We start from the raw sequence: 21,296 nt of genomic DNA, 5'->3' as shown, positions 1-21,296 counted from the left end.
CGGAGTCTCGTTGGTCAGACACAAACGGTCGTTGGCTCAGATTTGCTCGGACGGAAACGGCGGAACACCCGATTGCTCGGGCAGAACCGGTCGTTCGCCCCCGATTTGCTCGGACACAAACGGCGAGACGCCCATTGCTCGGTCAGAACCGGTCAGTCAAATCGACCTCCTCGGCCACAAACGGTCAGTCGCCCAATTGCTCGGTCATTTTGGGTCGAGTTTTTGCTCAAAGTCCAGCCCGAAATGCCCGAGCAACGATGGGGCGACCGTTACTGGCCGAGCAACAGCGCGAACAGCCATAACTGGCCGAGGAATAGGCCGCACCGCCGTACCTGCCCGAGCAACCATGGGGTCCACCGAAACAAGCTAAGCAATGGGACGCAGCGCCAGTTGGGGCCGAGCGATAACCGCGCTTTTCGCCCCGAGACGTTGGCAGTGGCGAGGGACATGTCTCGCCCGAAGCGCAGAGCCCAGCATTGAGCGTGAGCAGCGGGCTTCGACGCCAGCTGTCAGCGGACGCAGTCGTCCAGCGGCTCACTGTTGTCGCGGTCGAGAAGCGCATCCGACCAATCGATGAGTTCAGGGAGGAACTTCGACTTCGGTTGCAGGATGCGCAGGTGACCGTAGCCGGGATATTCCGCCCACCGCACCCGTTCGCCATTCGCGCACTGCTGGGCGACGAAGTCCCGCTGCAACGAGGTGGGCAGCACCTCATCCTCAGCACCCCATGCCACGAACAGCGGTGTGCCGAACGGGCCGGTGGCCGCGTTCTCCTGCAATCGACGACCCAACGCTCCATCGGTGAGATCACCGACATACAGCGGTCGGTCGACCTCCACACCGAGCGCGGTGAACACTGACACCAGCACCCCCGGCTCGGTCGGACACCGCTGCGTCATCTCGCGCACGAGCAATCGACCGCTGGTCGCGACATGCTCACGCAGGTCGATCTCTGCGTAGGTCTCCGAGTACGGCACAAGGACCCAGGAGATCAGCAATGTCAGTTGCGGGGAGGCGGAGCCCCGGGTGAACTCTTCGCCGAGCGCATACGGGTCGGCCGCAGGCGCCAGAGCAGCCGTCCCAAGAATCGTTAGTCCCGGCGTGTACTCCTCGGCAATCTGCGTCGTCCACAACGCGGCATGACCGCCTTGGGAGTGACCCCATACGAGCGTGTCTGGCGACAGCACAAGGTCCTCAAGTTCGCCCGCTGCCAGCACCGCGTCCAACGACGATCGCGCTTCACCGCGGCCGATCAAATAGGGGAACTTCCCGGGCGCACCCTGACCGGAATAGTCGGACGCAACAACGACCCATCCACGATCGAGCGCTTCTTCCACGGCCGGGATGTCCCACTCGGTTGCCGCTTTCCTCCGCAGGCTCGGGGCGCAGGCTTGCGCGACACCCGTGGTGCCGTGATTCCAGATCACGACCGGCCGGGGACCCGGTGGCGGATCGGTGGGACGAATGACCAGACCGCTCGCAACCGCATCCCCGCCGTTGGCGTCCCGCGTCGTATACAGGATTCGTTGCACCGTCCCGCCCTCGGGAATTTCACCGGCGTAGTTGTCTGAGCGGATGAGCCTACCGTGACCATCCGGGACGTTGGACGGCGGGTAGTAGAACGCGTCGACGACGATCGCACCGCCAGAGAGCCAGTCGTTGACCCACCAGCCCGCCGAGGCCGTGATGACGAGGACGAGCGCGAGGACCCCGCGGCCACAGTCGGCCAGCAGGGTTCGCCGGCGGTCGACCTTCGGCGACGGTACTGGCAAAGCTTCCGGGCTGGCCGCCCGCGCCCATTCTCGGCCACCGCGGACCAGCAACGCGGCTCCGAACCCAATTGTGCGCACGCCAAAGACGACCGCGACCACCAGCAGGGTGGCATCCGGCCAGCTCAGGGACAGGAACCCGAAGACCATTTGGGCGCCACCCCAGCAGGCCGCGAGCACCCGCTGCGTGATCCGGCCCCGAGACACCGCGTCACCGAAGGAGGCTAGGCCGCCGACGAGGAGCAGCAGCGCGAGCGCCCTCGGCAACAACTCGAGGCTGCGGCCAAGCCAGACCAGCACAACCACGCCGCCGAGCACCCACAGCACGGCGAGCGGCCACCGCCACCACCGGGGTGGCCAGCCGTCGGCGAGCAATGTGGCGATGCCGGACACCACGGCGCTGATGCCGACGTAGAGCCCGAGCAGGAACAACGAGGTGAGCGGCCGTAACACGATGAGTGCCCCGAGGACAGCCACGGCCAGACCGACGATGAGGATCACGGCGGGCGGCGCAGAGGCAAGCAGCCGCGGCAACGCGCTGAGGTGCCAGCCGCGCCATCGAGCGGGAACCCGAGCGGTCACCCGCCGAGCGAAATCCTGGCGACTAGCCATCACGAGACATCGACGTCGTGAAAATTAGTGGACGATGTGCATGGCCTTTGCAGCATCAGTGATGCTGCCCGACAGTGACGGGTACACCGCAAACGCGCGCGCGACCTCGTCGACGGTGAGCCGGTGCTCAACCGCGAGGGCGAGGGGGAAGATGAGCTCACTGGCCTTCGGCGCCACAATCACTCCACCGATGACCGTGCCGGACCCGGTGCGTGCGAAGAGTTTGACGAAGCCGTCCTTGATGCCCTGCATCTTCGCGCGCGGGTTGCGCGAGAGCGGCAGCTTGTAGATCTCACCCTGAGCTATGCCCTCTTCGATCTGCTTCTGCGTCCAGCCGACCGTGGCGATCTCGGGCTGCGTGAAGATGTTGGCGGCCACGTTGCGCAGTTCGGTGGGGTTCACGGCATCGCCCATCGCGTGGAAGATGGCTGCGCGACCCTGCATTGACGCGACGGATGCCAGTGGCATGAAATTCGTGCAATCTCCGGCCGCGTAAATGTTCGGTATCGAGGTGCGAGCCACCCGGTTCACCCGAATGTGCCCGGACTCGGTCATCTGCACACCGGCCTCTTCGAGGCCGATGCCGGCCGTGTTGGGAACGGCACCGACCGCCATGAGGCAGTGGCTGCCCTCAACGGTACGGCCGTCGGACAGGGTGACGAGCACACCGGTCTCCGTGCGCACGACGCTCTGCGCGCGGGACTTGTTGAGCACAGTCATGCCGTTGCGCTTGAAGACCTTCTCGATCACGGCCGCGGCATCGACGTCCTCGCCCGGCAGCACCTGGTCACGGCTCGAGATGAGGGTGACCTCGGAGCCGAGCGCCCGGTAGGCCGAGGCGAACTCGGCACCGGTGACGCCCGAACCGACCACGATGAGGTGCTCGGGGTTGGATTTGAGGTTGTAGAGCTGGGTCCAGCTGAGGATCCGCTCGCCGTCGGGCCGAGCGGATGGCAGTTCGCGGGGGCTCCCCCCCACGGAGATCACGATGGTGTCGGCCTCGATGCGGTCGAAGTCGGTGCCCCGGCCGCCGCCCTCGGTGGAGACGATCACGGCGTCACGCCCGTCGAGGCGACCGTCGCCCTGGACGATGCGCACCCCGGCGTGCTCGAGGTTGGCACGCATGTCTTCTGACTGCTGCCGAGCGAGGCTCAACAGCCTCTTGTTCACGGCCGCGAGGTTGACGGTGACTTCAGGCTTCACGGCCTTGCCCGCGTCGTTGCGGTTGAAGAACTGCACACCGAGTTCGGGTGCGCTGCGCACGGCGTTCGTCGCCTCGGCCGTAGCGATGAGGCTCTTCGACGGAACGACGTCGGTGATCACCGCTGCGCCGCCGACACCCTGGCGTTCGATGAGGGTGACCTCGGCGCCGAGCTGGGCTCCGGCCATCGCGGCGTCATACCCGCCTGGTCCGCCTCCGAGTACAGCGATCCGGTGTTTGCGCTCGAACTCGTAGGTCATTACTCCATTCTCTCAGGTGAGGAGAGCTCAGCCAAAACCGTCACACACCGGCGCAACGCGCCAAAACGCACCCCTCTCGCTCACGCGCGCTCAGCCGTGGGCTGGCGCGACGCATCCGTTGGAATATCGGTCGAAAAGTGTGGCGGCGAATAGGATGGCGGAATGTCAGAATCCACAGTGAACCCGCTCGACGACCCGAGCGCGAACCCCTTCGACGTCGCAGCAACGGCCGCCGCGGAAATCGCCGCAGCGACGGGCTTCGCCCAGCACGACATCGCCCTCACCCTGGGCTCCGGCTGGGGCAAGGCCGCCGACCTGCTCGGCGAGACGATCGCCACCATTCCCGCCGACGAGATCACCGGGTTCTCGAAGCCCGCACTCGACGGCCACGTCGGAACGCTCCGCTCCATCCTGCTCGAAAACGGCAAGCGCGCGCTCGTCATCGGCGCCCGCACCCACTACTACGAAGGACACGGCGTTCGCCGGGTCGTGCACAGCGTACGTACCGCTGCGGCGACCGGCGCGAGCACCATGATCCTCACCAACGGCGCCGGCGGCATCAAGGAGACCTGGTCACCAGGAACCCCCGTGCTGATCAGCGACCACATCAACCTCACCGCCGACTCCCCGCTCGAGGGCGCGACCTTCGTCGACCTCACCGACCTCTACTCCAGCCGCCTGCGCGACGTTGCCCGCACGGTCGACGCTGACCTCGACGAGGGCGTGTACTGCCAATTCCGCGGTCCACACTACGAGACGCCGGCCGAGGTGCAGATGGCGAAGACTCTCGGCGGCCACATCGTCGGAATGTCGACCGCGCTTGAGGCCATCGCCGCCCGCCAGGCCGGCATGGAGATCCTCGGCATGTCGCTCATCACCAACCTGGCCGCCGGCATTCAGAAGACGCCGCTCAGCCACGAAGAAGTGATCGAGGCCGGCCGCGCAGCCGAGCACCGCATCTCCGGCCTGCTCGCGAGCATTGTGGCGGCGATCTGATGGCCGATATCGAAACAACGGATGCCACGGGCACCGAAAATCAGGACGTCATCACCACCGCACGTGCCTGGCTCGCGCAGGACCCCGACGCCGAGACCCGCGCCGAGATCGAGGCCCTGCTCGCCGCCGTTAACGCCGGCTCGGCCGACGCCGTCGCCTACCTGCACGACCGGTTCGACACCCGGCTCGCCTTCGGCACGGCCGGACTCCGCGGCCGAATCGAAGCCGGGTCGGCCCGAATGAACCGGGTGCTGGTCTCGCAGGCCGCCGCCGGGCTCGCCGCCTACCTGCTCGAGCGTGACCCGAACCCGAGCATCGTCATCGGCTACGACGGTCGGAAGAACTCGAGCGTGTTCGCCCGCGACACCGCCGAGATCATGGCCGGCGCCGGTGTGCGCGCCGTGCTGCTCCCCCGCCTGCTGCCGACGCCGGTCCTCGCGTTCGCCGTTCGGCACCTCGATGTGTCGGCCGGTGTCATGGTGACGGCAAGCCACAACCCACCCGCAGACAACGGCTACAAGGTGTACCTCGGTGGCGACGATCAGGGCTCGCAGATCGTGTCGCCCTCCGACGCCGACATCGCCGCGCACATCACCCGGGTGGCTGCCGAGCGAAACGTGCTCGAGCTGCCGCGGAGTGACGCCTTCGAGACCGCGGGCGACGACGTCCTCGACGCCTACGTTCGGGAGACCGCCCGTGTGATGACCGCAAAGCCGGTCGAGCTCAACGTCGTCTACACGGCGATGCACGGCGTCGGTTGGGAGACTTTCTCCCGCGTCGCCGCTGAGGCGGGCCTCACGACGATCACCCCGGTCACCGAGCAGCAGTTCCCCGACGCGGCGTTCCCGACCGTGTCGTTCCCGAACCCCGAGGAACCGGGCGCGCTCGACCTCGCCTACGCGACGGCTCGGGAGGCGGGCGCGGAACTCATCATCGCCAACGACCCCGACGCCGACCGGCTCTCGATAGCAATCCCCGATGCCTCGAAGGCCGAGGGCTACCGCCAGCTCTCCGGCAACGAGGTGGGCTGGCTCCTCGGCTGGCGCGCCGCCGTGAACAACGCCGAGCAGCCCACCCTGGGCGGCGCCCTCGCCTGCTCGATCGTCTCCTCCCCCGCGTTGGCCGCTGTGGCCGAGGCCTACGACCTCGACTTCGTCGAGACCCTCACCGGCTTCAAGTGGGTCTCCCGCGTTCCGAACCTGCTGTTTGGTTACGAGGAGGCCCTCGGCTACCTCGTTAACCCGACAACGGTGCGGGACAAGGACGGTATCTCGGCGGCGATCGACTTCCTCTCGATGGTCTGCTTCCTGAAAGACCAGGGCGTCACGGTTGAACGTGCGCTCGAGGCGTTCGCCGAGAAGTTCGGGTACTTCGCGAGCGACCAGCTCTCGCTCCGGGTCACCGACCTCAGCGACATCGCGACGATTATGGCTCAGCTCCGCGCCGAACCGCTGCAGGAGCTCGGCGGCGTGAAGGTCGACGAGATCGATGACCTCTCCGACGGGTTCGGTGAGCTCCCGCCCACCGATGCACTCCGGTTCCTGCTCGCCGACGGTTCACGCGTGATGGCCCGGCCGAGTGGTACCGAGCCGAAGATTAAGTTCTACCTCGACGTGCAGCGTCCGACCGAGAAGCGCGCCGAAGCATCCGTCGTTCTGGCAGCGATCAAGGACGACCTGGCCGCGATCGCGAAACGCGCAACCGCCTAACTACCGAACCGGGCGAGAGCTCGGCGGGGTGCTCTAACCGAGCGCCTTGTCGAGCTTTCGCTCGAGCTCCTCAAGATCAAAGTAGTTCTCGATCACGACGATGTCGGCGAACGTCTTGCCGATTTTGTCGACGAGCTCGGGTGAGGTGAGGATGACTTGCGCCTGCGCGGCTGACGTGGCAATGCTGGCAACATCGGATGCCGTCACCTCCGCATCGATCCCCAGTCGGTCGAGAACCCGCTCGGCATTCACCTTGAGGATGCCCGACGTACCGACGCCGGCTCCACAGATGGCAACAATTTTCACGCGGCAGCCTCCTCGGTTGCGCCGAGAACGGCGCGCACGGCGTCGGGGGTGGTGGCAGCGGCGACCGCCGGGATCGCCGAGGCGTCATTGAACACGTTGGCGAGGGCCGCGACACTGGTGACGTGGCTCTCGGGAGTGGTGACCGCGAGGCCGAGGATGACGCTCACCGGGTCGTTGTGCGGGTGCCCGAACGGCACCGGGGTGGCGAGTGTCACAACCGCGAGCCCTTCACGGTGCACGTCATTACCGGGACGAGCGTGCGCGAGCGCGAGCCCGGGCGCGATCACAATGTACGCGCCGAACTCCTCGATCACGTCGACCATGCGGTCGGTGTAGCTCGCGTCGGCCACTCCGCTGTCCACCAGGGCCGCACCGGCAAGCCGAATCGCCTCGCGCCAGTCTGCAGCGCTTTGACCGAGGGCGATTGCGGAGTTGGGCAGTGGGGGCAGTGTCATCGTGAGCTCGTTTGTTCAGCGGGTGGGAGTTCGATCAAGACCAGTGTCAGGCTACTCGCACTACCTGAAAAAACGGGTGCGAGCGGAGCCTGACTAATTGGGTGTCGCTCAGCCTCGCGCCGACTCGAAACCCGCTGAGATGATCTCGGCGAGTTCCTCACGGTCTTCGAGCGGGAGGAAGGCTGCTGCTGCCGCGTTCTGCTGGAACACCTCGAGGTCGTCGAGATCGTAAGCGAAAGCATCCGTCAGCAGGCTGATCTCACGGGTGAGGCTCGTTCCGCTCATGGTGCGGTTGTCGACGTTGATGGTGTTGCGGAAGCCGAGCTGGTAGAGCAGGTCGAACGGGTGGTCGACGAGGCCGGTGCCCCACTGGGCGATGGCGCCGGTCTGCAGGTTGGACGAGGGGCTGAGCTCGAGGGCGATTTCCCGGTCCTTGACCCACTGGGCGATCGGGCCGAGCGAGACGTAGATGCCCTCGTCGTCGCTGCGCTCGATCGTGATGTCTTCGGCGAGGCGGACGCCGTGGCCGAGCCGGAGGGCGCGACCGTCGAAGAGGGCGCTGTCGATCGAGTCGAGGCCGTCGGCTTCGCCGGCGTGCACGGTGACCGGGAAGTGCTCCTTGGCCAGGAAGTCGAAGGCCAGGCGGTGGCGGCTGGCTGGGAAGCCGGCTTCGGCGCCGGCGATGTCAAACCCGACGACGCCGCGGTCGCGGTGGCGAACGGCGAGCTCGGCGATCTCGAGCCCGCGGTCGGCGTGACGCATGGCTGTGATGAGCTGGCCGACCTGGATCGAGGTGCCCGCCCGCTCGGCGTCGTCGATGGCCTGGTCGATACCGTCCTGCACGGCTTCGACGGTCTGGTCGAGGCTGAGCCCCCGGGTGAGATGCTGTTCGGGAGCCCAGCGAATCTCGCCGTAGACGACGCCGTCGGCGACGAGGTCCTCAACGAACTCGCGCGCGATGCGGGTGAGTCCCTCTGTCGTCTGCATGACGGCCGTTGAGAGGTCGAAGGTCTTGAGGTAGTCGACGAGGTTGCCTGCATCGCATTGGGTGAGGAACCACTCAGCCAGGCGGTCAGCGTTCGACTCGGGAACGTCGTAACCGATGGCATCCGCAAGTTCAATAATGGTTTGCGGACGCACGCCTCCATCGAGGTGATCGTGGAGCGAAACTTTGGGGAGGCTCGCGATGTCGACGCCGTGCGGAAGCTGGTACTCGTTGGCTGAATTCACCCGACCAGACTACCGCGCCAGCGGACCTGGGACAGGGCGGATTCGGCCGGGCACACGCGCTTAGGCTGGGGACATGCCCCAGAAGATCATCCTCGACTGTGACCCCGGCCATGACGATGCGATCGCGCTGCTGCTCGCGCACGGGAATCCGGACATTGACCTCGTTGCGGTGACAACGGTGATGGGTAACCAGACGCTCGAGAAGGTCACCCGGAACGCGCTCTCGGTGGCCCGGGTCGCCGGCATCACCGGTGTGCCGTTCGCGGCCGGGTGCGTGCGTCCGCTCGTGCGGCCGATCGAGACGGCACCGACGATTCACGGTGAATCCGGGCTCGACGGGCCGGTTCTGCCCGAGCCCGTTCTGCAACTCGACGACCGGCACGCGGTCGACCTCATCATCGACACGGTGATGGCCGCTGAGCCCGGCAGCATCACGCTCGTGCCGACCGGTGCGCTGACCAACATCGCGCTCGCTGCGCGGAAGGAGCCGCGGATTGTGTCGCGGGTGAAGGAGGTCGTGCTGATGGGCGGCGGAGTGGCCACCGGCAACTGGTCGGCTACTGCGGAGTTCAACATCGTGATCGACCCGGAGGCCGCGCACATCGTCTTCAACGAGAGCTGGCCCGTGACGATGGTGGGGCTCAACCTCACCCACCAGGCGCTCGCAACGCCTGAAGTGGCCGAGCGCATCGCTGCCGTCGGAACGGCCCCCGCCCGGTTCGTCGGCGAGCTGCTCGAGTTCTTCGGGCACACCTACCGAGAGGCTCAGGGGTTCGACGCTCCTCCGGTGCACGACCCGTGCGCCGTCGCCTATGTCATCGACCCGAGCATTATGACCGTGCAGCGGATGCCCATCGACGTTGAGCTCCGCGGATCGCTCACGCTCGGCATGACGGTCGCGGACTTCCGGGCGCCGGCACCCGCTGACTGCAGCACCCAAGCCGCGATCGACCTCGACGTCGACCGTTTTTGGGACCTCATCGTCGATGCTCTCGAGTGGATCGGCGACCCGGCGTAGGGTGCGAGGGCGACGAGGTCGGCTGGCTGCGCCGTGACATCCGCTCGTCGTACTCCACAGAGGCGGGTGACGCTGATGTTCTCCGCGGATTGCGAGGAGCGGATCGCTCGCGTTTGCGGGTGAGCAGAGTGGGATGATGACGTTTCGGCGACCGCTCCCTCAGAATTTGCCCCGCTCGTTCTCGGTGAAAGATGCGTACTCGAATGGTCTGTCGCGCGGGCAATTGCGCAATGCTGAGTTCTATCGACCATTCCGTGGAGCGCGGATGGCCCCGGGGGTTAGCGTCACCCTGCTCGACCGATGTGTGGCCTTCTCGAGCCGCACGGCCCGGCCACACGCGTTCAGCCACGCCACCGCCGCGCTGCTGCATGGGATGCCGTTGCCCGAGACACTGGAGTCGGGTCCGCTGCACGTGATGTTCGAGCCGTCGGCCCGCGCTACCCGAGCGATGGGCACGATTGGGCACAGTGCGACCCTCCGGATCGACGACACCGTAGCGCTGCAGGGAATTTATGTCACGAACGTCGAGCGCACCTGGTGCGATCTGGCGTCGATTCTGGGGTTTGCGGATCTCGTGGCGGCTGGGGACAGCCTGCTCTGGCACAAGAACCCGGCGACGACCCGGGAGCGGTTGCGCGAGACCGTCGCGCAGTACCCGTCGCAGCGGGGACGCGTACGGATGCGAGCCGCACTCGAGGCGCTCAGCGATCGCTCGCGGTCTCGGCCCGAGACTTTGGTTCGGCTCGCGCTCGTGGCGAGTCACTTGCCGAATCCAGAACCTAACTATGGGGTTCGTCTCGAGATCAGTGGACGGAATATCGAGATCGATCTTGCCTATCCGGAGTATCTGATTGGGCTCGAATATCAGGGGGACCACCACCGAACGGACCGTCGGCAGTGGCGCAACGACGTGCGGCGAGGGAACGATGCCGTCGACGAGAACTGGAGCATGGTGTACTTCACCGGCGATGACCTTGTCGACCTGGACAATGTCATCGTTCGGACCGAGCGTCGATTCCGTATGCGCGGATGGCCCGGGCCGCCGTCCATACCGAGCGCGGGTGGCTCGGCGGGTTCGAGGCGTCGTTAAGGGTCGTTCGCCGGTTCGAGGCGTCGGTTGGGGTCCTACAGATCGAATCGAAGAACCCTTATCGACGACTCGATGCCCCCCGCGCCCTGAGCGACGTCTGGGCGCGGCGCATCAACGGCCGGTGGAGGCTCGGTCCATTGGTCGATAAGGGCTGATCCTCGAATTGAGCCGTCGATAAGGGTCCCCTCGATGCGAGAAAAGAGCCCTTATCGACGGCTCGATCAGCGAATGACCTTTACCGACGAATCGACCGGCGCGCGAGGCGCTAGTTCACGAGCGGTCGGCTCGAACTACTCGATGCGGGCGCGCACCAACGGCTCAGGCGTGAACGCGGTATCGGGAGCAGCCAACTCGAACGCACCCTCGAGTGCTTCGAGCGCGCGCGGGAACCGCCCAGCGTCGTCGGCCGAGAGCGTGAACAGCGGGTCTCCCGCGCGCACAACGTCGCCCGGCTTGGCGTGCAGGTCGATGCCCGAGGCGTGCAGCACCGGGTCCTGCGCACGAGCCCGGCCAGCGCCGAGTCGCCACGCGGCAATGCCGAAGGGCAGCGCGTCCTGTCGGACCAGGATGCCGTCGGCCTCAGCGGTCACGGTGTGGGTTTCGCGCGCCATTGGGAGCGCCGCGTCGGGGTCGCCGCCCTGGGCGAGAATCGAGCGACGCCAGGTGTCCATGGCGCGACCGTCCTTGAGCGCTTCCTCAACATCAGCGTCCGGCTGGCCAGCGAGGGTCAGCATCTCGCGCGCGAGCGCAACGGTGAGTTCGACGATGTCGGCTGGACCGCCACCGGCGAGCACCTCAACCGACTCGCGCACCTCGTTGGCGTTACCGATGGCACGTCCGAGCGGCACGCTCATGTTGGTGAGCAGCGCCGAGGTCTTCACCCCGGCGTCCTGGCCAAGCGACACCATGGTGCGCGCGAGCTCCTCGGCCTTGGAATAGTCCTGCATGAACGCGCCGGAGCCGAACTTCACGTCGAGCACGAGCGCAGCGGTGCCCTCGGCGATCTTCTTCGACATGATGCTGGAGGCAATGAGCGGGATGGCCTCGACGGTTCCGGTGATGTCGCGCAGTGCGTAGAGTCGCTTGTCGGCCGGAGCCAGTCCCTTGCCCGCGGCGCAGATGACACCGCCGACGTCGCGGAGGATGTCGAACATCTGCTCGTTGGAGATGTCAGCGCGCCAGCCGGGAATCGACTCGAGCTTGTCGAGCGTCCCGCCGGTGTGGCCGAGCCCACGGCCCGAGAGCTGCGGAACGGCGACACCGAACGACGCGACGAGGGGCATGAGCGGCAGGGTGATCTTGTCACCGACGCCACCGGTCGAGTGCTTGTCGACGGTGGTCTTGCCGAGGCCGGAAAAGTCCATGGTCTCGCCGGACGCGATCATCGCGAGGGTGAGGTCACGGATCTCGCGACGGCTCATGCCGTTGAGAAGAATGGCCATGGCCAGCGCGGCCATTTGTTCGTTACCGACATATTCACGCGTGTATGCGTCGATCAGCCAGTTGATGGCATCCGTCGTTAATTCGCCTTTATCGCGCTTCGTGCGGATGAGGTCAACCGCGTCGAACGCCTCGAGCGTTGCATCAGTCATTGTGCGTTTCTCCCGCGTATTCGTTCAGGGTGCGCGGGCCGAAGGCGTCGGGCAGGACTTCGTCGATGGTGCGGATGCCGGAGACGGTTTCGAGCATCATGCCGGGAACGGCGTGCTCGAACAGCAGCTGGCGGCAGCGGCCGCACGGCATGAGCGTGTTGCCGTCGCCGTCGACGCAGGTGAAAGCGACGAGCTGTCCGCCACCGGTGAGGTGCAGCGTCGACACGAGCGCGCATTCGGCGCACAGCGTCAGGCCGTAGCTGGCGTTCTCGACGTTGCAGCCAGTGATGATCCGGCCGTCGGTGACGATCGCAGCGACGCCGACCGGAAACTTCGAGTAGGGCACGTATGCCTTGGTCATGGCATCCGTCGCCGCTTCGCGCAGCGCGCCCCAGTCGATTGAATCTGTCATTCGTTTACGCCTTTATATATGGTTTGCCGGATGCTGCGGGGCCGCGTACGTATCCCACCAGGCCGGCGACGGCGAAGATGGTCACGACGTAGGGCAGCATGAGGAGGAACTCGCTCGGAACGCCCGAGCCGATCGCGCCGAGCACGTTCTGCAGGTTCGTGGCGAACCCGAAGAGCAGCGCGGCAAGGGTGGCCCGGATGGGGTCCCAGCGACCGAAGATGACGGCGGCCAGGGCGATGAAGCCGGCACCGGCGGTCATTTCCTTGGTGAAGCCACCGACGCTACCGAGCGTGAAGTACGCGCCACCGAAACCGGCGATCGCGCCGGCGAGGGCGACATTCCAGAACCGGGTGGCGTTGACCTTGATGCCGACGGTGTCTGCCGCCTGCGGGTGCTCGCCGACCGCGCGGAGGCGCAGCCCCCATTTGGTGTGGAAGAGCGCCCACCAGACGACGATCACGGCCACGTACATGAAGTAGATGATGACTGTCTGCCGGAACAGGACAGGACCGAGGATGGGGATTTCGCTGAGGATCGGGATATTGATCCGCGGGAACCGTGGCGGCGAGTTGAACAGCGGCGTGTTGCTTGTGAGCACCGTGGAGTACAGGAAGCTCGTGAGTCCGGCGACGAGCACGTTGAGAACGACACCGACGATCACCTGGTCGACGATGTACTTGATGCTGAACGCGGCGAGCAGGAAGCTGACGAGCACGCCGGCAACCATGGCCGCCACGAGGCCGACCCAGGCATTACCGGTGACGGATGCCACGAACGCCGAGAGGAAGGCGCCCGCGAGGAGCTGCCCCTCAATGGCCACGTTGACCACACCGACGCGCTCGGAGATGACACCGCCGAGGGAGCCGAAGATGAGCGGCGCGCTGAGGGCGACGGTGCCGAGGAGGAGACCGGTGACCGGAATGCTCTCGCCAGCGGCGGCCCAGGTGAGGAACGCCCACATGAACGCGGCTGCAAAAATGATCGTCAGCCACAGCGGAACCCGCTTGGCCTGGCTGGACAGCCAGGTGGCATAGGCCGTGATGGCGAGAAGCAGAACAACGACGACCACACAAGTCAGTCGGGTCGGTGCGTCGATCGCCGGGAGCTGAATGACATCGGCGTCGGACGAGAGACGGAAACGGCTGGTGCCGTCACGCCCATTCACGACGAACAGGATGATCGCGATCAGGCTGAAGATCGCGTACGCGATCGGGGCCTTCCAGCTCTTGATCGTCGCCGTTTCCAGGCTGGCGGAGACGGATGCTTCGGCGGTTGTCGAGGTCATTTCGCCGCCACCTCCTTGGAGACGTTGAGCTTGAGCTTCGTGGACTTCTTCCCCTGGGGCAGGAAGAACACCGCGCGGATGAGTGGGGGCGCCGCAATGAAGAGAACAATGAGCGACTGCACAACGGTGACGATGTCGATCGGGATGCCCTCGGCAGCCTGCATGGCGAAACCACCGGCTTTAAAGGCGCCGAACAGCACACCGGCCGCGAAGATGCCCCACGGTCGGCTGCGACCGAGCAGGGCGACCGTGATGGCGTCGAATCCGATGCCCGCGTCGATACCGGCCGAGAACCCGGTGGTCACCGTGCCGAGCACCTGCATGACACCGGCGAGGCCGACGAGACCACCGGAGATGAGCATGGCCTGCACATAGGTGTTCTTGACGTTGATGCCGGCAACCCGTGCGGCGTTCGGGTTCTCACCGACGGCACGGAACTGGAAGCCGAGGCTCGAGCGGTTGAGCAGCCACCACGCGAAGATGGTCGCCGCGATCACGAAGACGAAGCCGAGGTGCAGGTTGTACTTCGGGCCGAGAATGTCGGGGAACACCGCCGTGTCCATCATCGGCGGCGACTTGGGGTTGACCGAACCGGGGGCCTGCAGCAGGCCGGGCGTGCGGAGCATCCAGGAGATGAGATAGAACGCCACGTAGTTGAGCATGATCGTGAGGATCACCTCATGCGCGCCGGTGCGAGCCTTGAGGAATCCGACCAGCCCGCCCCAGATCGCTCCACCGGCGATACCGGCCACGACGGCGATCACGAGGTGAACACCCCACGGCAGTTCGAAGGAGAAGCCCACCCAGCCGGCGCACGCAGCGGCGATGAGCATCTGGCCACGGCCACCGATGTTGAACAGGCCGACGCGGAAGGCGATACCGATACCGAGCGCAGCAGCGATGAGCGGAGTAGCGAAGGTGAGGGTGTCGGTCAGCGGCTTGATACCGTCGACGAAGGAATCACGCCGGAAGTTGTAGATCGCACCCTGGAACAGTGCTCCGTACGCACCGGAGACGGCCTGCCAGACTGCGCCCAAGGTGTCGCCGGGCGCCGCGAAGAAGTAGCCGGATGCTTTCTGCACGTCTTCGTTGGTGACCGCGATGAGCACGGCACCGATGATCAGGGCGAAGACCACCGCGAGGATCGTGATGACGAAGTTGCCGTTGAGGATCTCGGAGAGAACCTGGTTGCTCCGAGGCGTTTCCGGCTTGGCTGCCTTCTGCGGTTCGTTCGCGCTCGGTGCCGTTGTCGCTGTTGTGTCGCTCACGCGGCCACTCCCGTCGGGGTTTCCCCGGCCATCATGAGGCCGAGAATGTCCCTCGGGGTGTTCCCGGGGACGATCCCGACAATGGATCCTCTGTACATCACTGCAATCCTGTCTGCGAGAGCGACGACCTCGTCGAGCTCCGTCGATACGACGATGACCGGAATGCCGGCATCGCGGGTCGCGACCATCCTCTTGTGCACGAATTCGATCGATCCGACGTCGATACCGCGGGTGGGCTGTGACGCGACGAACAACTTGAGTTCGCGGCTCAGCTCGCGAGCGAGCACCACCTTCTGTTGGTTACCACCGGACAAGCGACCGGCCATCGTGGTGATCGACTGGGCGCGGATGTCGAACTCGTCTTTCTTCTCCTGCGCGAACTCGGCCAGGTAGCCGAGCTGCAGGTTGCCGTTCTTGACGAACGGAAGCGAATCAGAGCGGTCGAGCATGAGGTTCTCGGCGATGGTGAACTCGCCAACGAGCCCATCCTCGGTGCGGTCCTCGGGGACGAACCCGACGCCAGCATTGAGAATCCTGCGAACACTGAGGCCGGTGAGCTTCTCACCATTCAGCGAGATCTCCCCGCTCACGCGCGGTTGGAGGCCCATGATCGCCTCGGTAAGTTCAGTCTGGCCGTTGCCCTGCACTCCGGCGATGGCGAGGATCTCGCCCTCGTGCACCTCGAAGCTCACGTTGTTGACGACCTTGAGGCCGAGCGGGTCGATGACGTCAAGATTGCGCACAACGAGGCTCGCGGCACCGGGACGAGCGGTCTCCTTGTGAACGGTGAGCTCAACGGCTCGACCGACCATGAGGGCAGCGAGTTCCGAGTTCGATGCCGTCGGCGACGCTTCGCCCACAACCTTTCCCAAACGGATGACCGTAATGCGGTCGGCCACTTCGCGCACTTCCCGCAATTTGTGGGTGATGAACACGATCGACGTTCCCTCATCGCGCAGCTGGCGCATGATGTTCATCAGCTCGTCGGTCTCCTGAGGCGTGAGCACAGCCGTCGGCTCGTCGAAGACGAGTACCTTGGCGTCGCGGGAGAGCGCCTTGATGATCTCGACGCGCTGCTGAACGCCGACCGGGAGGTCACCGACGATCGCGTCGGGGTCGACGTGGAAGCCGAACCTCGCGGAGATTTCGCGCACCTTTGCGCGAGCGGCGTCGAGGTCGAGCTTGCCGGCCAGTCCGGTCTGTTCGTGTCCGAGCATGACGTTCTCGGCGACCGTAAAAACAGGGATGAGCATGAAGTGCTGGTGCACCATGCCGATACCGGCGCGCATCGCGTCGCCGGGGCCAGCGAAACGCTGGACTACGTCGTCGAGCAGAACGTCTCCCTCTTCAGCCTGGTAGAGGCCGTAGAGAACGTTCATGAGCGTGGACTTACCGGCTCCGTTTTCGCCGAGGAGGCAGTGAATCTCTCCGGGTTGAACCACCAGATTGATGTGATCGTTGGCGACGAGAGATCCGAATCTCTTCGTGATGCCGCGAAGTTCGAGCTTCATGGGTGAATCCTACGTTCATACAGAGCGGGGAGACCAACCGAAGCTGATCCCCCCGCGCTGGGAGTGATGTGAGTCGAAAATTACTCAGCTGCCGGCGACGACGGCGAGGTGACCTTGATGGACCCGTCGACGATGCCTGCCTTGATTTCATCCAGTTCAGCCTGGAGCGTGTCGTTGACCTTGCCCTCGAAGTCGTGGAACGGCGCGATGCCGACTCCATCGTTCTCCAGCGTTCCGACGTACGGGGTGGCGTCAAAGTTGTCTTTGCCCGCTTCGGTAACGACGTCAAAGACACCGGACTTCATCTGCTTGAGGATCGAGGTGAGGAAGAGCTCGTTGCCCGAGTCAGCGGTCTCGTACAGGTCAGCGTCAACACCGATCATCGCGATGTCCTTGCCAGAGTCTGCGATGGCCTCGATGGCGCTGAGGAAGATCGGTCCACCGACCGGGAGGAGCACGTCAGCGTCCTGTCCGATGAGGGTGGTTGCGAGCTGCTTGGCCGTGTCGTTGGCCTCAAAGCCACCGGTGAACGAACCGGTCTGGCCAGCGACGTCCCATCCGACAACCTTGACGTCCTTGCCCTTCTGCTCGTTGTAGTACGCAACACCGTCAGCAAAACCATCCATGAAGATGGTCACTGTTGGGAACTGCATGCCACCGAAGGTGCCGACAACGCCGGTCTTCGAGTAGTCCGCAGCGGCGTAGCCCGCGAGGAAGGCAGCCTGAGCCGTGTCGTAGATGATCGGCTTGACGTTGTCGAGCTCGATCGAGTTGTCGTCGAGCATGACGAAGTCCACGTCGGTGTTCTCTTCAGCAGCGGCCTTCGTGGCGTCGGCGAGTGCGAAGCCGATGGTCGCGACGAGGCTGCAGCCCTGGTCGACGAGGCTCGTGATGTTCGGAGCGTAGTCGTCTTCGGTGTCGCTCTCGACCTCCTTCATGTCGACGCCGAGCTTGTCAGCTGCCTCGACCATGCCCTCGTAGCTGGACTGGTTGAAGGACTTGTCATCGAATCCACCGGCATCCGAAACGATGCAGGGAAGGAAGTCGGATGCGGCTTTCTCCGAGTCGCCACTGCTGGCGGGAGCCTGTCCACAGCCAGCGAGCAGTGCGATAACGCCTGCACTGGCAAGGCCGGCGAAAACGGCCTTACGGGTGTTGATTGTCAATGTGTCCTCCAGGGTGCTGCCCTGCGGGGCTCGCGAGGGCGGTATTGGCTTACGTTACCGAAAGTTACGAAGCCCACGACGCCGTGGGCATCTCTCGAAACAGAAGCGTTACATAGCTGTTTCACGCAAGGCTAAACCGAGATGCCTCGCTGCGGTTTCCGCTGCTCACATGAGCAGGCGAAAGCGCGGATGCACACAAATGCGCACCGCTTCAGCGGCTCGACACCCCACCTTTTCGGCACACCGTGCCAGAATCGGCAGATGACCGGACCACTGATGCTCCTCGATACGGCTTCGCTGTACTTCCGCGCCTTCCACGGACTGCCGGACACGCTGCGGTCACCTGACGGCACCCCCGTCAACGCCGTGCGTGGGCTGCTCGACTTCATCGCGAAGCTCGTTACCGACTACCAGCCATCCGAGCTCATTGCGTGCTGGGACGACGACTGGCGCCCGCAGTGGCGGGTCGACCTCATCCCGAGCTACAAGGAACACCGCGTCGTCACCGTCTCGGCTGACGGCCCGGACGTCGAGGAGACACCCGACCTGCTCGTCGCGCAAATCCCCCTCATCCGTCGGGTGCTCACGGCCTTCGGCATTCCGATTGTCGGTGCACCGGAACACGAAGCAGACGACGTGATCGGCAGTCTCGCCTCGCAGGCGACCGGACCCGTGGACGTGGTCACCGGCGACAGGGATCTCTTTCAGGTGGTCGACGATGCGCGCGGCATCCGTGTGATTTATACGGCACGGGGAATGAGCAAGCTCGAGGTTCTCACCGAGTCGGTGGTGCGGGAGAAGTACGGCGTCGACGCGGCGCAGTACGCCGACTTCGCGGCAATGCGCGGAGACACGTCGGACGGGCTGCCCGGTGTCGCCGGTGTCGGCGACAAGACCGCTGCCGGACTGCTCGCCACGTTCGGCACCCTCGACGCGATCATCAAGGCATCGGCGACACGCGGCGACGGGATGTCCGAGTCCGTGCGGGCGAAACTACTGCGGGCCGCGGACTACCTCGCGGTAGCGCCGACGGTCGTCGCAGTGGTGTGCACCCTTGACCTCAACGCGCCGGATGCTCACATTCGACCGCTCTCCCCCGAGAAACTCGCGGCCGCTCGAGAGCTCTCGGTCAGCCTCGGCCTCGGCGGCGCGGCTGACCGGGCGCTGCGTGCGCTCGGCAACGACCTGCCGCAGGCCGAGGCCGCGACGGTTTAGAGAACATCGTCGCGACCCGACAGCTTGAGCGCGTCAACGACGCTCTTCACCCGCTGCGCGTTCGCGCTCGTGGTGACGAGGAGGGCGTCCGGGGTGTCAACAACGACGATGTCTTTGACACCGATGAGGCTGATGACCCGGCTGGTCTGGCTGACCACGATGCCGCTCGACGCGTCGGAGAGGATGCGCGCGCTTTCGCCGAGGATCGCGAGGTCAGTCTTGCGTCCGCCGGAGTTGAGTTTCGCGAGCGATGCGAAGTCGCCGACATCGTCCCAGTCAAAGTGGCCAGGCACGACCGCGAGTCGACCGGCGGCAGCGGCGGGTTCGGCGACGGAGTAGTCGATGGCGATCTTCTCGAGCGTCGGCCAAATGCGGTCCACCGCGGGGCCGCGCAGTGCAGGATCATCCCAGACGGATGCCAGTTCCATCAGTCCCGCATGCAGTTCCGGGCGGTTCTTCGCCAGCTCTTCGAGGAGCACATCGGCCCGGCTGATGAACATGCCCGCGTTCCACAGGTGCGCTCCCCCTGAGACGTACTTTTTGGCCGTCGCCAGGTTGGGCTTCTCCACGAACGAGTCGACGAGGAGGGCGGAATCGGCGCCGGGAACGTCGAGCGCTCCCCCACAGTGGATGTAGCCGAAGCCGATCGCGGGCTCGGTGGGCTGGATGCCGATGGCCGTGATGTAGCCAGCGTCGGCCGTTGCGATGGCCTGGGTGACCGCGGCGCGGAACAGCCGGTCGCCGCGAATGACGTGGTCGGCCGCAAAGGAGCCGATGATGACGTCGGGCTCGCGTTTCATCAGGATGGCGGCGGCGAGGCCGATGGCGGCAGATGAGTCGCGCGGGTCGCTCTCGAGCACGACGTTGGGGTCGGTGAGGTTCGGCAGCTGAGACTCGACGGCCGCGCGGTGCGCACGCCCGGTGACCACCATGATGCGCTGCTCACCAGACAAGGGGGCCAACCGATCCCAGGTTGCGCGAAGTAATGTACTGCCGGACCCGGTGAGGTCATGCAAAAATTTGGGGGCATCCGCTCGCGATAAAGGCCACAGTCGCGAACCGATACCGCCCGCGGGAATCACACTGTAGAAGCGTTCGAGTGCACTAGTCATGCCCCTCAGGGTATCGGGCGGAGAGAACGGGCGTATTGTGCACCCGATTTGTCTTGACGTCGAGATACTTAGGTTCGCCTTACCGGCGAAATTCCGGCGGTGAACGTAGACTGTCGTAACGCGCCGTTGTGACGCACGGCCGCCTGTGGAGGCGGTTATGACGCTTCAATCAGGGAGGGCCGTTCGTGTCAGTGCAGACTGAAAAAAGAACACCGCCGTTGAGTACGACCACTTCCAAACGCCCAGCTGGAACCCTGTACCGGGGTCGCGAAGGTATGTGGTCGTGGGTTCTTCACCGCATCACCGGTGTTGCAATTTTCTTCTTCCTTCTCGTGCACATCCTCGACACCGCACTGGTCCGAGTGTCACCCGAGGCGTACAACGCGGTAATCGGCACCTACCAAACCCCGATCATGGGACTCGGTGAAGTTGCCCTCGTCGGCGCGATCGTGTTCCACGCCTTCAACGGTGTGCGCATCGTGCTCATCGACTTCTGGTCGAAGGGCACCCGCTACCAGAAGGTCATGTTCTACGTGGTCATCGCCCTCTGGGTGATCACCATGCTCGGCTTCGTGCCTCGCCACCTCATCAACGTCTTCAGCCACTAGAAAGGGGAGAACTCCATGTCACAAACAATTGAAGCTCCCCGTACTCCGGTACGTCCCGCTCGCAACAAGGGAATCAACTGGGAAAAATGGGGCTGGATCTACATGCGCGTCTCGGGTGTGATCCTCGTGGTGCTCATCTTCGGGCACCTCTTCATGAACCTCATCGTCGGTGATGGCGTCAGCGCCATCGACTTCGCCTTCGTCGGCGGTAAGTGGGCCGACCCGTTCTGGCAGTGGTGGGACGTCGCGATGCTCTGGCTCGCTCTCATCCACGGCGGCAACGGCATGCGCACCATCGTGAACGACTACGCCCGCGGCAAGATGACCCGCAGCATCCTCAAGGGGGCAATCTTCGCTTCCGTTGCGATCCTCATTCTCCTGGGCACCCTCGTGGTCTTCACCTTCGACCCGTGCCCCACCGGCCAGCCCGCTGACCTTCTCCCTTCGTTCTGCGCTGCGTAACGAACAACTGAACATTTTG

Annotated in this window: 19 protein-coding genes; 7 read left to right on the top strand and 12 right to left on the bottom strand. The window is 65.0% G+C overall.

Annotated features, from left to right (window positions below):
- Positions 1-509: 509 nt before the first annotated feature.
- Positions 510-2,381, bottom strand: a complete 1,872-nt coding sequence (locus L1277_RS08625; protein ID WP_253375972.1) for a lipase family protein — start codon at positions 2,379-2,381, stop codon at positions 510-512.
- A gap of 24 nt (positions 2,382-2,405) precedes the next feature.
- A complete protein-coding gene (locus L1277_RS08620) occupies positions 2,406-3,842 on the bottom strand; it encodes an NAD(P)H-quinone dehydrogenase (protein ID WP_253375971.1) in 1,437 nt (478 codons plus the stop codon).
- Positions 3,843-4,004: 162 nt separating this feature from the next.
- On the opposite strand from L1277_RS08620, the gene L1277_RS08615 reads away from it, so the two are divergent.
- A complete protein-coding gene (locus L1277_RS08615; RefSeq protein WP_253375970.1) occupies positions 4,005-4,838 on the top strand; it encodes a purine-nucleoside phosphorylase in 834 nt (277 codons plus the stop codon).
- Complete coding sequence (locus tag L1277_RS08610; RefSeq protein ID WP_253375969.1) at positions 4,838-6,547, top strand: phospho-sugar mutase; 1,710 nt, start codon at positions 4,838-4,840, stop codon at positions 6,545-6,547. The genes L1277_RS08615 and L1277_RS08610 overlap by 1 nt, the downstream gene beginning before the upstream one ends.
- 33 nt (positions 6,548-6,580) lie before the next feature.
- Here L1277_RS08610 and L1277_RS08605 read toward each other — a convergent pair whose 3' ends face one another.
- The 3 genes from L1277_RS08605 to L1277_RS08595 form a co-directional block, all read right to left on the bottom strand.
- Positions 6,581-6,853, bottom strand: a complete 273-nt coding sequence (locus tag L1277_RS08605; RefSeq protein ID WP_253375968.1) for a PTS sugar transporter subunit IIB — start codon at positions 6,851-6,853, stop codon at positions 6,581-6,583.
- Positions 6,850-7,308: a PTS sugar transporter subunit IIA gene (locus L1277_RS08600; protein WP_253375967.1), complete on the bottom strand. Its 459-nt coding sequence runs from the start codon at positions 7,306-7,308 to the stop codon at positions 6,850-6,852. Before L1277_RS08600 ends, L1277_RS08605 begins: the two co-directional genes overlap by 4 nt.
- Positions 7,309-7,416: 108 nt before the next feature.
- Positions 7,417-8,538 carry an adenosine deaminase gene (locus L1277_RS08595; RefSeq protein ID WP_253375966.1) on the bottom strand — a complete coding sequence of 374 codons (1,122 nt, stop codon included), beginning with the start codon at positions 8,536-8,538 and terminating at the stop codon, positions 7,417-7,419.
- 73 nt (positions 8,539-8,611) lie between these two features.
- Here L1277_RS08595 and L1277_RS08590 point away from each other — a divergent pair, with 73 nt between their 5' ends.
- Both L1277_RS08590 and L1277_RS08585 read left to right on the top strand, forming a co-directional pair.
- Entirely contained in the window at positions 8,612-9,556 is a 945-nt protein-coding gene (locus L1277_RS08590) for a nucleoside hydrolase (protein WP_253375965.1), read from the top strand.
- A gap of 265 nt (positions 9,557-9,821) precedes the next feature.
- Positions 9,822-10,646 (top strand): hypothetical protein, encoded by an 825-nt coding sequence (locus L1277_RS08585; RefSeq protein WP_253375964.1) that lies wholly within the window; start codon positions 9,822-9,824, stop codon positions 10,644-10,646.
- Positions 10,647-10,936: 290 nt separating this feature from the next.
- Here the strand turns inward: L1277_RS08585 and L1277_RS08580 are convergent, their stop codons facing one another.
- From L1277_RS08580 to L1277_RS08555, 6 genes are all read right to left on the bottom strand, one after another.
- Complete coding sequence (locus L1277_RS08580; RefSeq protein WP_253375963.1) at positions 10,937-12,238, bottom strand: thymidine phosphorylase; 1,302 nt, start codon at positions 12,236-12,238, stop codon at positions 10,937-10,939.
- Complete coding sequence (locus L1277_RS08575) at positions 12,231-12,650, bottom strand: cytidine deaminase (protein ID WP_253375962.1); 420 nt, start codon at positions 12,648-12,650, stop codon at positions 12,231-12,233. Before L1277_RS08575 ends, L1277_RS08580 begins: the two co-directional genes overlap by 8 nt.
- Positions 12,651-12,654: 4 nt before the next feature.
- Entirely contained in the window at positions 12,655-13,935 is a 1,281-nt protein-coding gene (locus tag L1277_RS08570) for an ABC transporter permease (protein WP_253375961.1), read from the bottom strand.
- On the bottom strand, positions 13,932-15,203 hold the full coding sequence (locus L1277_RS08565; RefSeq protein ID WP_253375960.1) for an ABC transporter permease: 1,272 nt from the start codon (positions 15,201-15,203) through the stop codon (positions 13,932-13,934). Before L1277_RS08565 ends, L1277_RS08570 begins: the two co-directional genes overlap by 4 nt.
- Positions 15,200-16,714 (bottom strand): ABC transporter ATP-binding protein, encoded by a 1,515-nt coding sequence (locus tag L1277_RS08560; protein ID WP_253375959.1) that lies wholly within the window; start codon positions 16,712-16,714, stop codon positions 15,200-15,202. The genes L1277_RS08565 and L1277_RS08560 overlap by 4 nt, the downstream gene beginning before the upstream one ends.
- An 80-nt stretch (positions 16,715-16,794) precedes the next feature.
- Positions 16,795-17,880, bottom strand: coding sequence for a BMP family protein (locus tag L1277_RS08555; protein WP_253375958.1), 1,086 nt, complete (start codon positions 17,878-17,880; stop codon positions 16,795-16,797).
- A gap of 261 nt (positions 17,881-18,141) precedes the next feature.
- On the opposite strand from L1277_RS08555, the gene L1277_RS08550 reads away from it, so the two are divergent.
- Complete coding sequence (locus tag L1277_RS08550) at positions 18,142-19,095, top strand: 5'-3' exonuclease (RefSeq protein WP_253375957.1); 954 nt, start codon at positions 18,142-18,144, stop codon at positions 19,093-19,095.
- Here L1277_RS08550 and L1277_RS08545 read toward each other — a convergent pair.
- Entirely contained in the window at positions 19,092-20,207 is a 1,116-nt protein-coding gene (locus L1277_RS08545) for a mannose-1-phosphate guanylyltransferase (RefSeq protein ID WP_253375956.1), read from the bottom strand. The two genes, L1277_RS08550 and L1277_RS08545, sit on opposite strands and share 4 nt — an antisense overlap.
- A gap of 218 nt (positions 20,208-20,425) precedes the next feature.
- On the opposite strand from L1277_RS08545, the gene sdhC reads away from it, so the two are divergent.
- Together sdhC and L1277_RS08535 are read left to right on the top strand one after the other, a co-directional pair.
- Positions 20,426-20,815 carry a succinate dehydrogenase, cytochrome b556 subunit gene (sdhC, locus tag L1277_RS08540; RefSeq protein WP_256481588.1) on the top strand — a complete coding sequence of 130 codons (390 nt, stop codon included), beginning with the start codon at positions 20,426-20,428 and terminating at the stop codon, positions 20,813-20,815.
- Positions 20,816-20,830: 15 nt separating this feature from the next.
- The gene (locus L1277_RS08535) at positions 20,831-21,277 is read left to right on the top strand and encodes a succinate dehydrogenase hydrophobic membrane anchor subunit (protein ID WP_253375955.1); all 447 of its coding nucleotides are present in this window, start codon (positions 20,831-20,833) and stop codon (positions 21,275-21,277) included.
- The last annotated feature ends 19 nt before the right edge of the window (positions 21,278-21,296 follow it).

Source organism: Okibacterium sp. HSC-33S16 (assembly GCF_024171565.1).
Taxonomy (GTDB): Bacteria; Actinomycetota; Actinomycetes; order Actinomycetales; family Microbacteriaceae; genus Mycetocola_A.
This window is presented reverse-complemented; position numbering and strand designations above follow the sequence as displayed.

Coding starts and splice junctions, on each gene's coding strand:
- L1277_RS08535 (WP_253375955.1), top strand. CDS start 20,831: ATGTCACAAACAATTGAAGCTCCCCGTACTCCGGTACGTCCCGCTCGC.
- L1277_RS08600 (WP_253375967.1), bottom strand. CDS start 7,308: ATGACACTGCCCCCACTGCCCAACTCCGCAATCGCCCTCGGTCAAAGC.
- L1277_RS08560 (WP_253375959.1), bottom strand. CDS start 16,714: ATGAAGCTCGAACTTCGCGGCATCACGAAGAGATTCGGATCTCTCGTC.
- L1277_RS08625 (WP_253375972.1), bottom strand. CDS start 2,381: ATGGCTAGTCGCCAGGATTTCGCTCGGCGGGTGACCGCTCGGGTTCCC.
- L1277_RS08610 (WP_253375969.1), top strand. CDS start 4,838: ATGGCCGATATCGAAACAACGGATGCCACGGGCACCGAAAATCAGGAC.
- L1277_RS08590 (WP_253375965.1), top strand. CDS start 8,612: ATGCCCCAGAAGATCATCCTCGACTGTGACCCCGGCCATGACGATGCG.
- L1277_RS08575 (WP_253375962.1), bottom strand. CDS start 12,650: ATGACAGATTCAATCGACTGGGGCGCGCTGCGCGAAGCGGCGACGGAT.
- L1277_RS08580 (WP_253375963.1), bottom strand. CDS start 12,238: ATGACTGATGCAACGCTCGAGGCGTTCGACGCGGTTGACCTCATCCGC.
- L1277_RS08615 (WP_253375970.1), top strand. CDS start 4,005: ATGTCAGAATCCACAGTGAACCCGCTCGACGACCCGAGCGCGAACCCC.
- L1277_RS08550 (WP_253375957.1), top strand. CDS start 18,142: ATGACCGGACCACTGATGCTCCTCGATACGGCTTCGCTGTACTTCCGC.
- L1277_RS08620 (WP_253375971.1), bottom strand. CDS start 3,842: ATGACCTACGAGTTCGAGCGCAAACACCGGATCGCTGTACTCGGAGGC.
- L1277_RS08545 (WP_253375956.1), bottom strand. CDS start 20,207: ATGACTAGTGCACTCGAACGCTTCTACAGTGTGATTCCCGCGGGCGGT.
- L1277_RS08570 (WP_253375961.1), bottom strand. CDS start 13,935: ATGACCTCGACAACCGCCGAAGCATCCGTCTCCGCCAGCCTGGAAACG.
- L1277_RS08585 (WP_253375964.1), top strand. CDS start 9,822: ATGGCCCCGGGGGTTAGCGTCACCCTGCTCGACCGATGTGTGGCCTTC.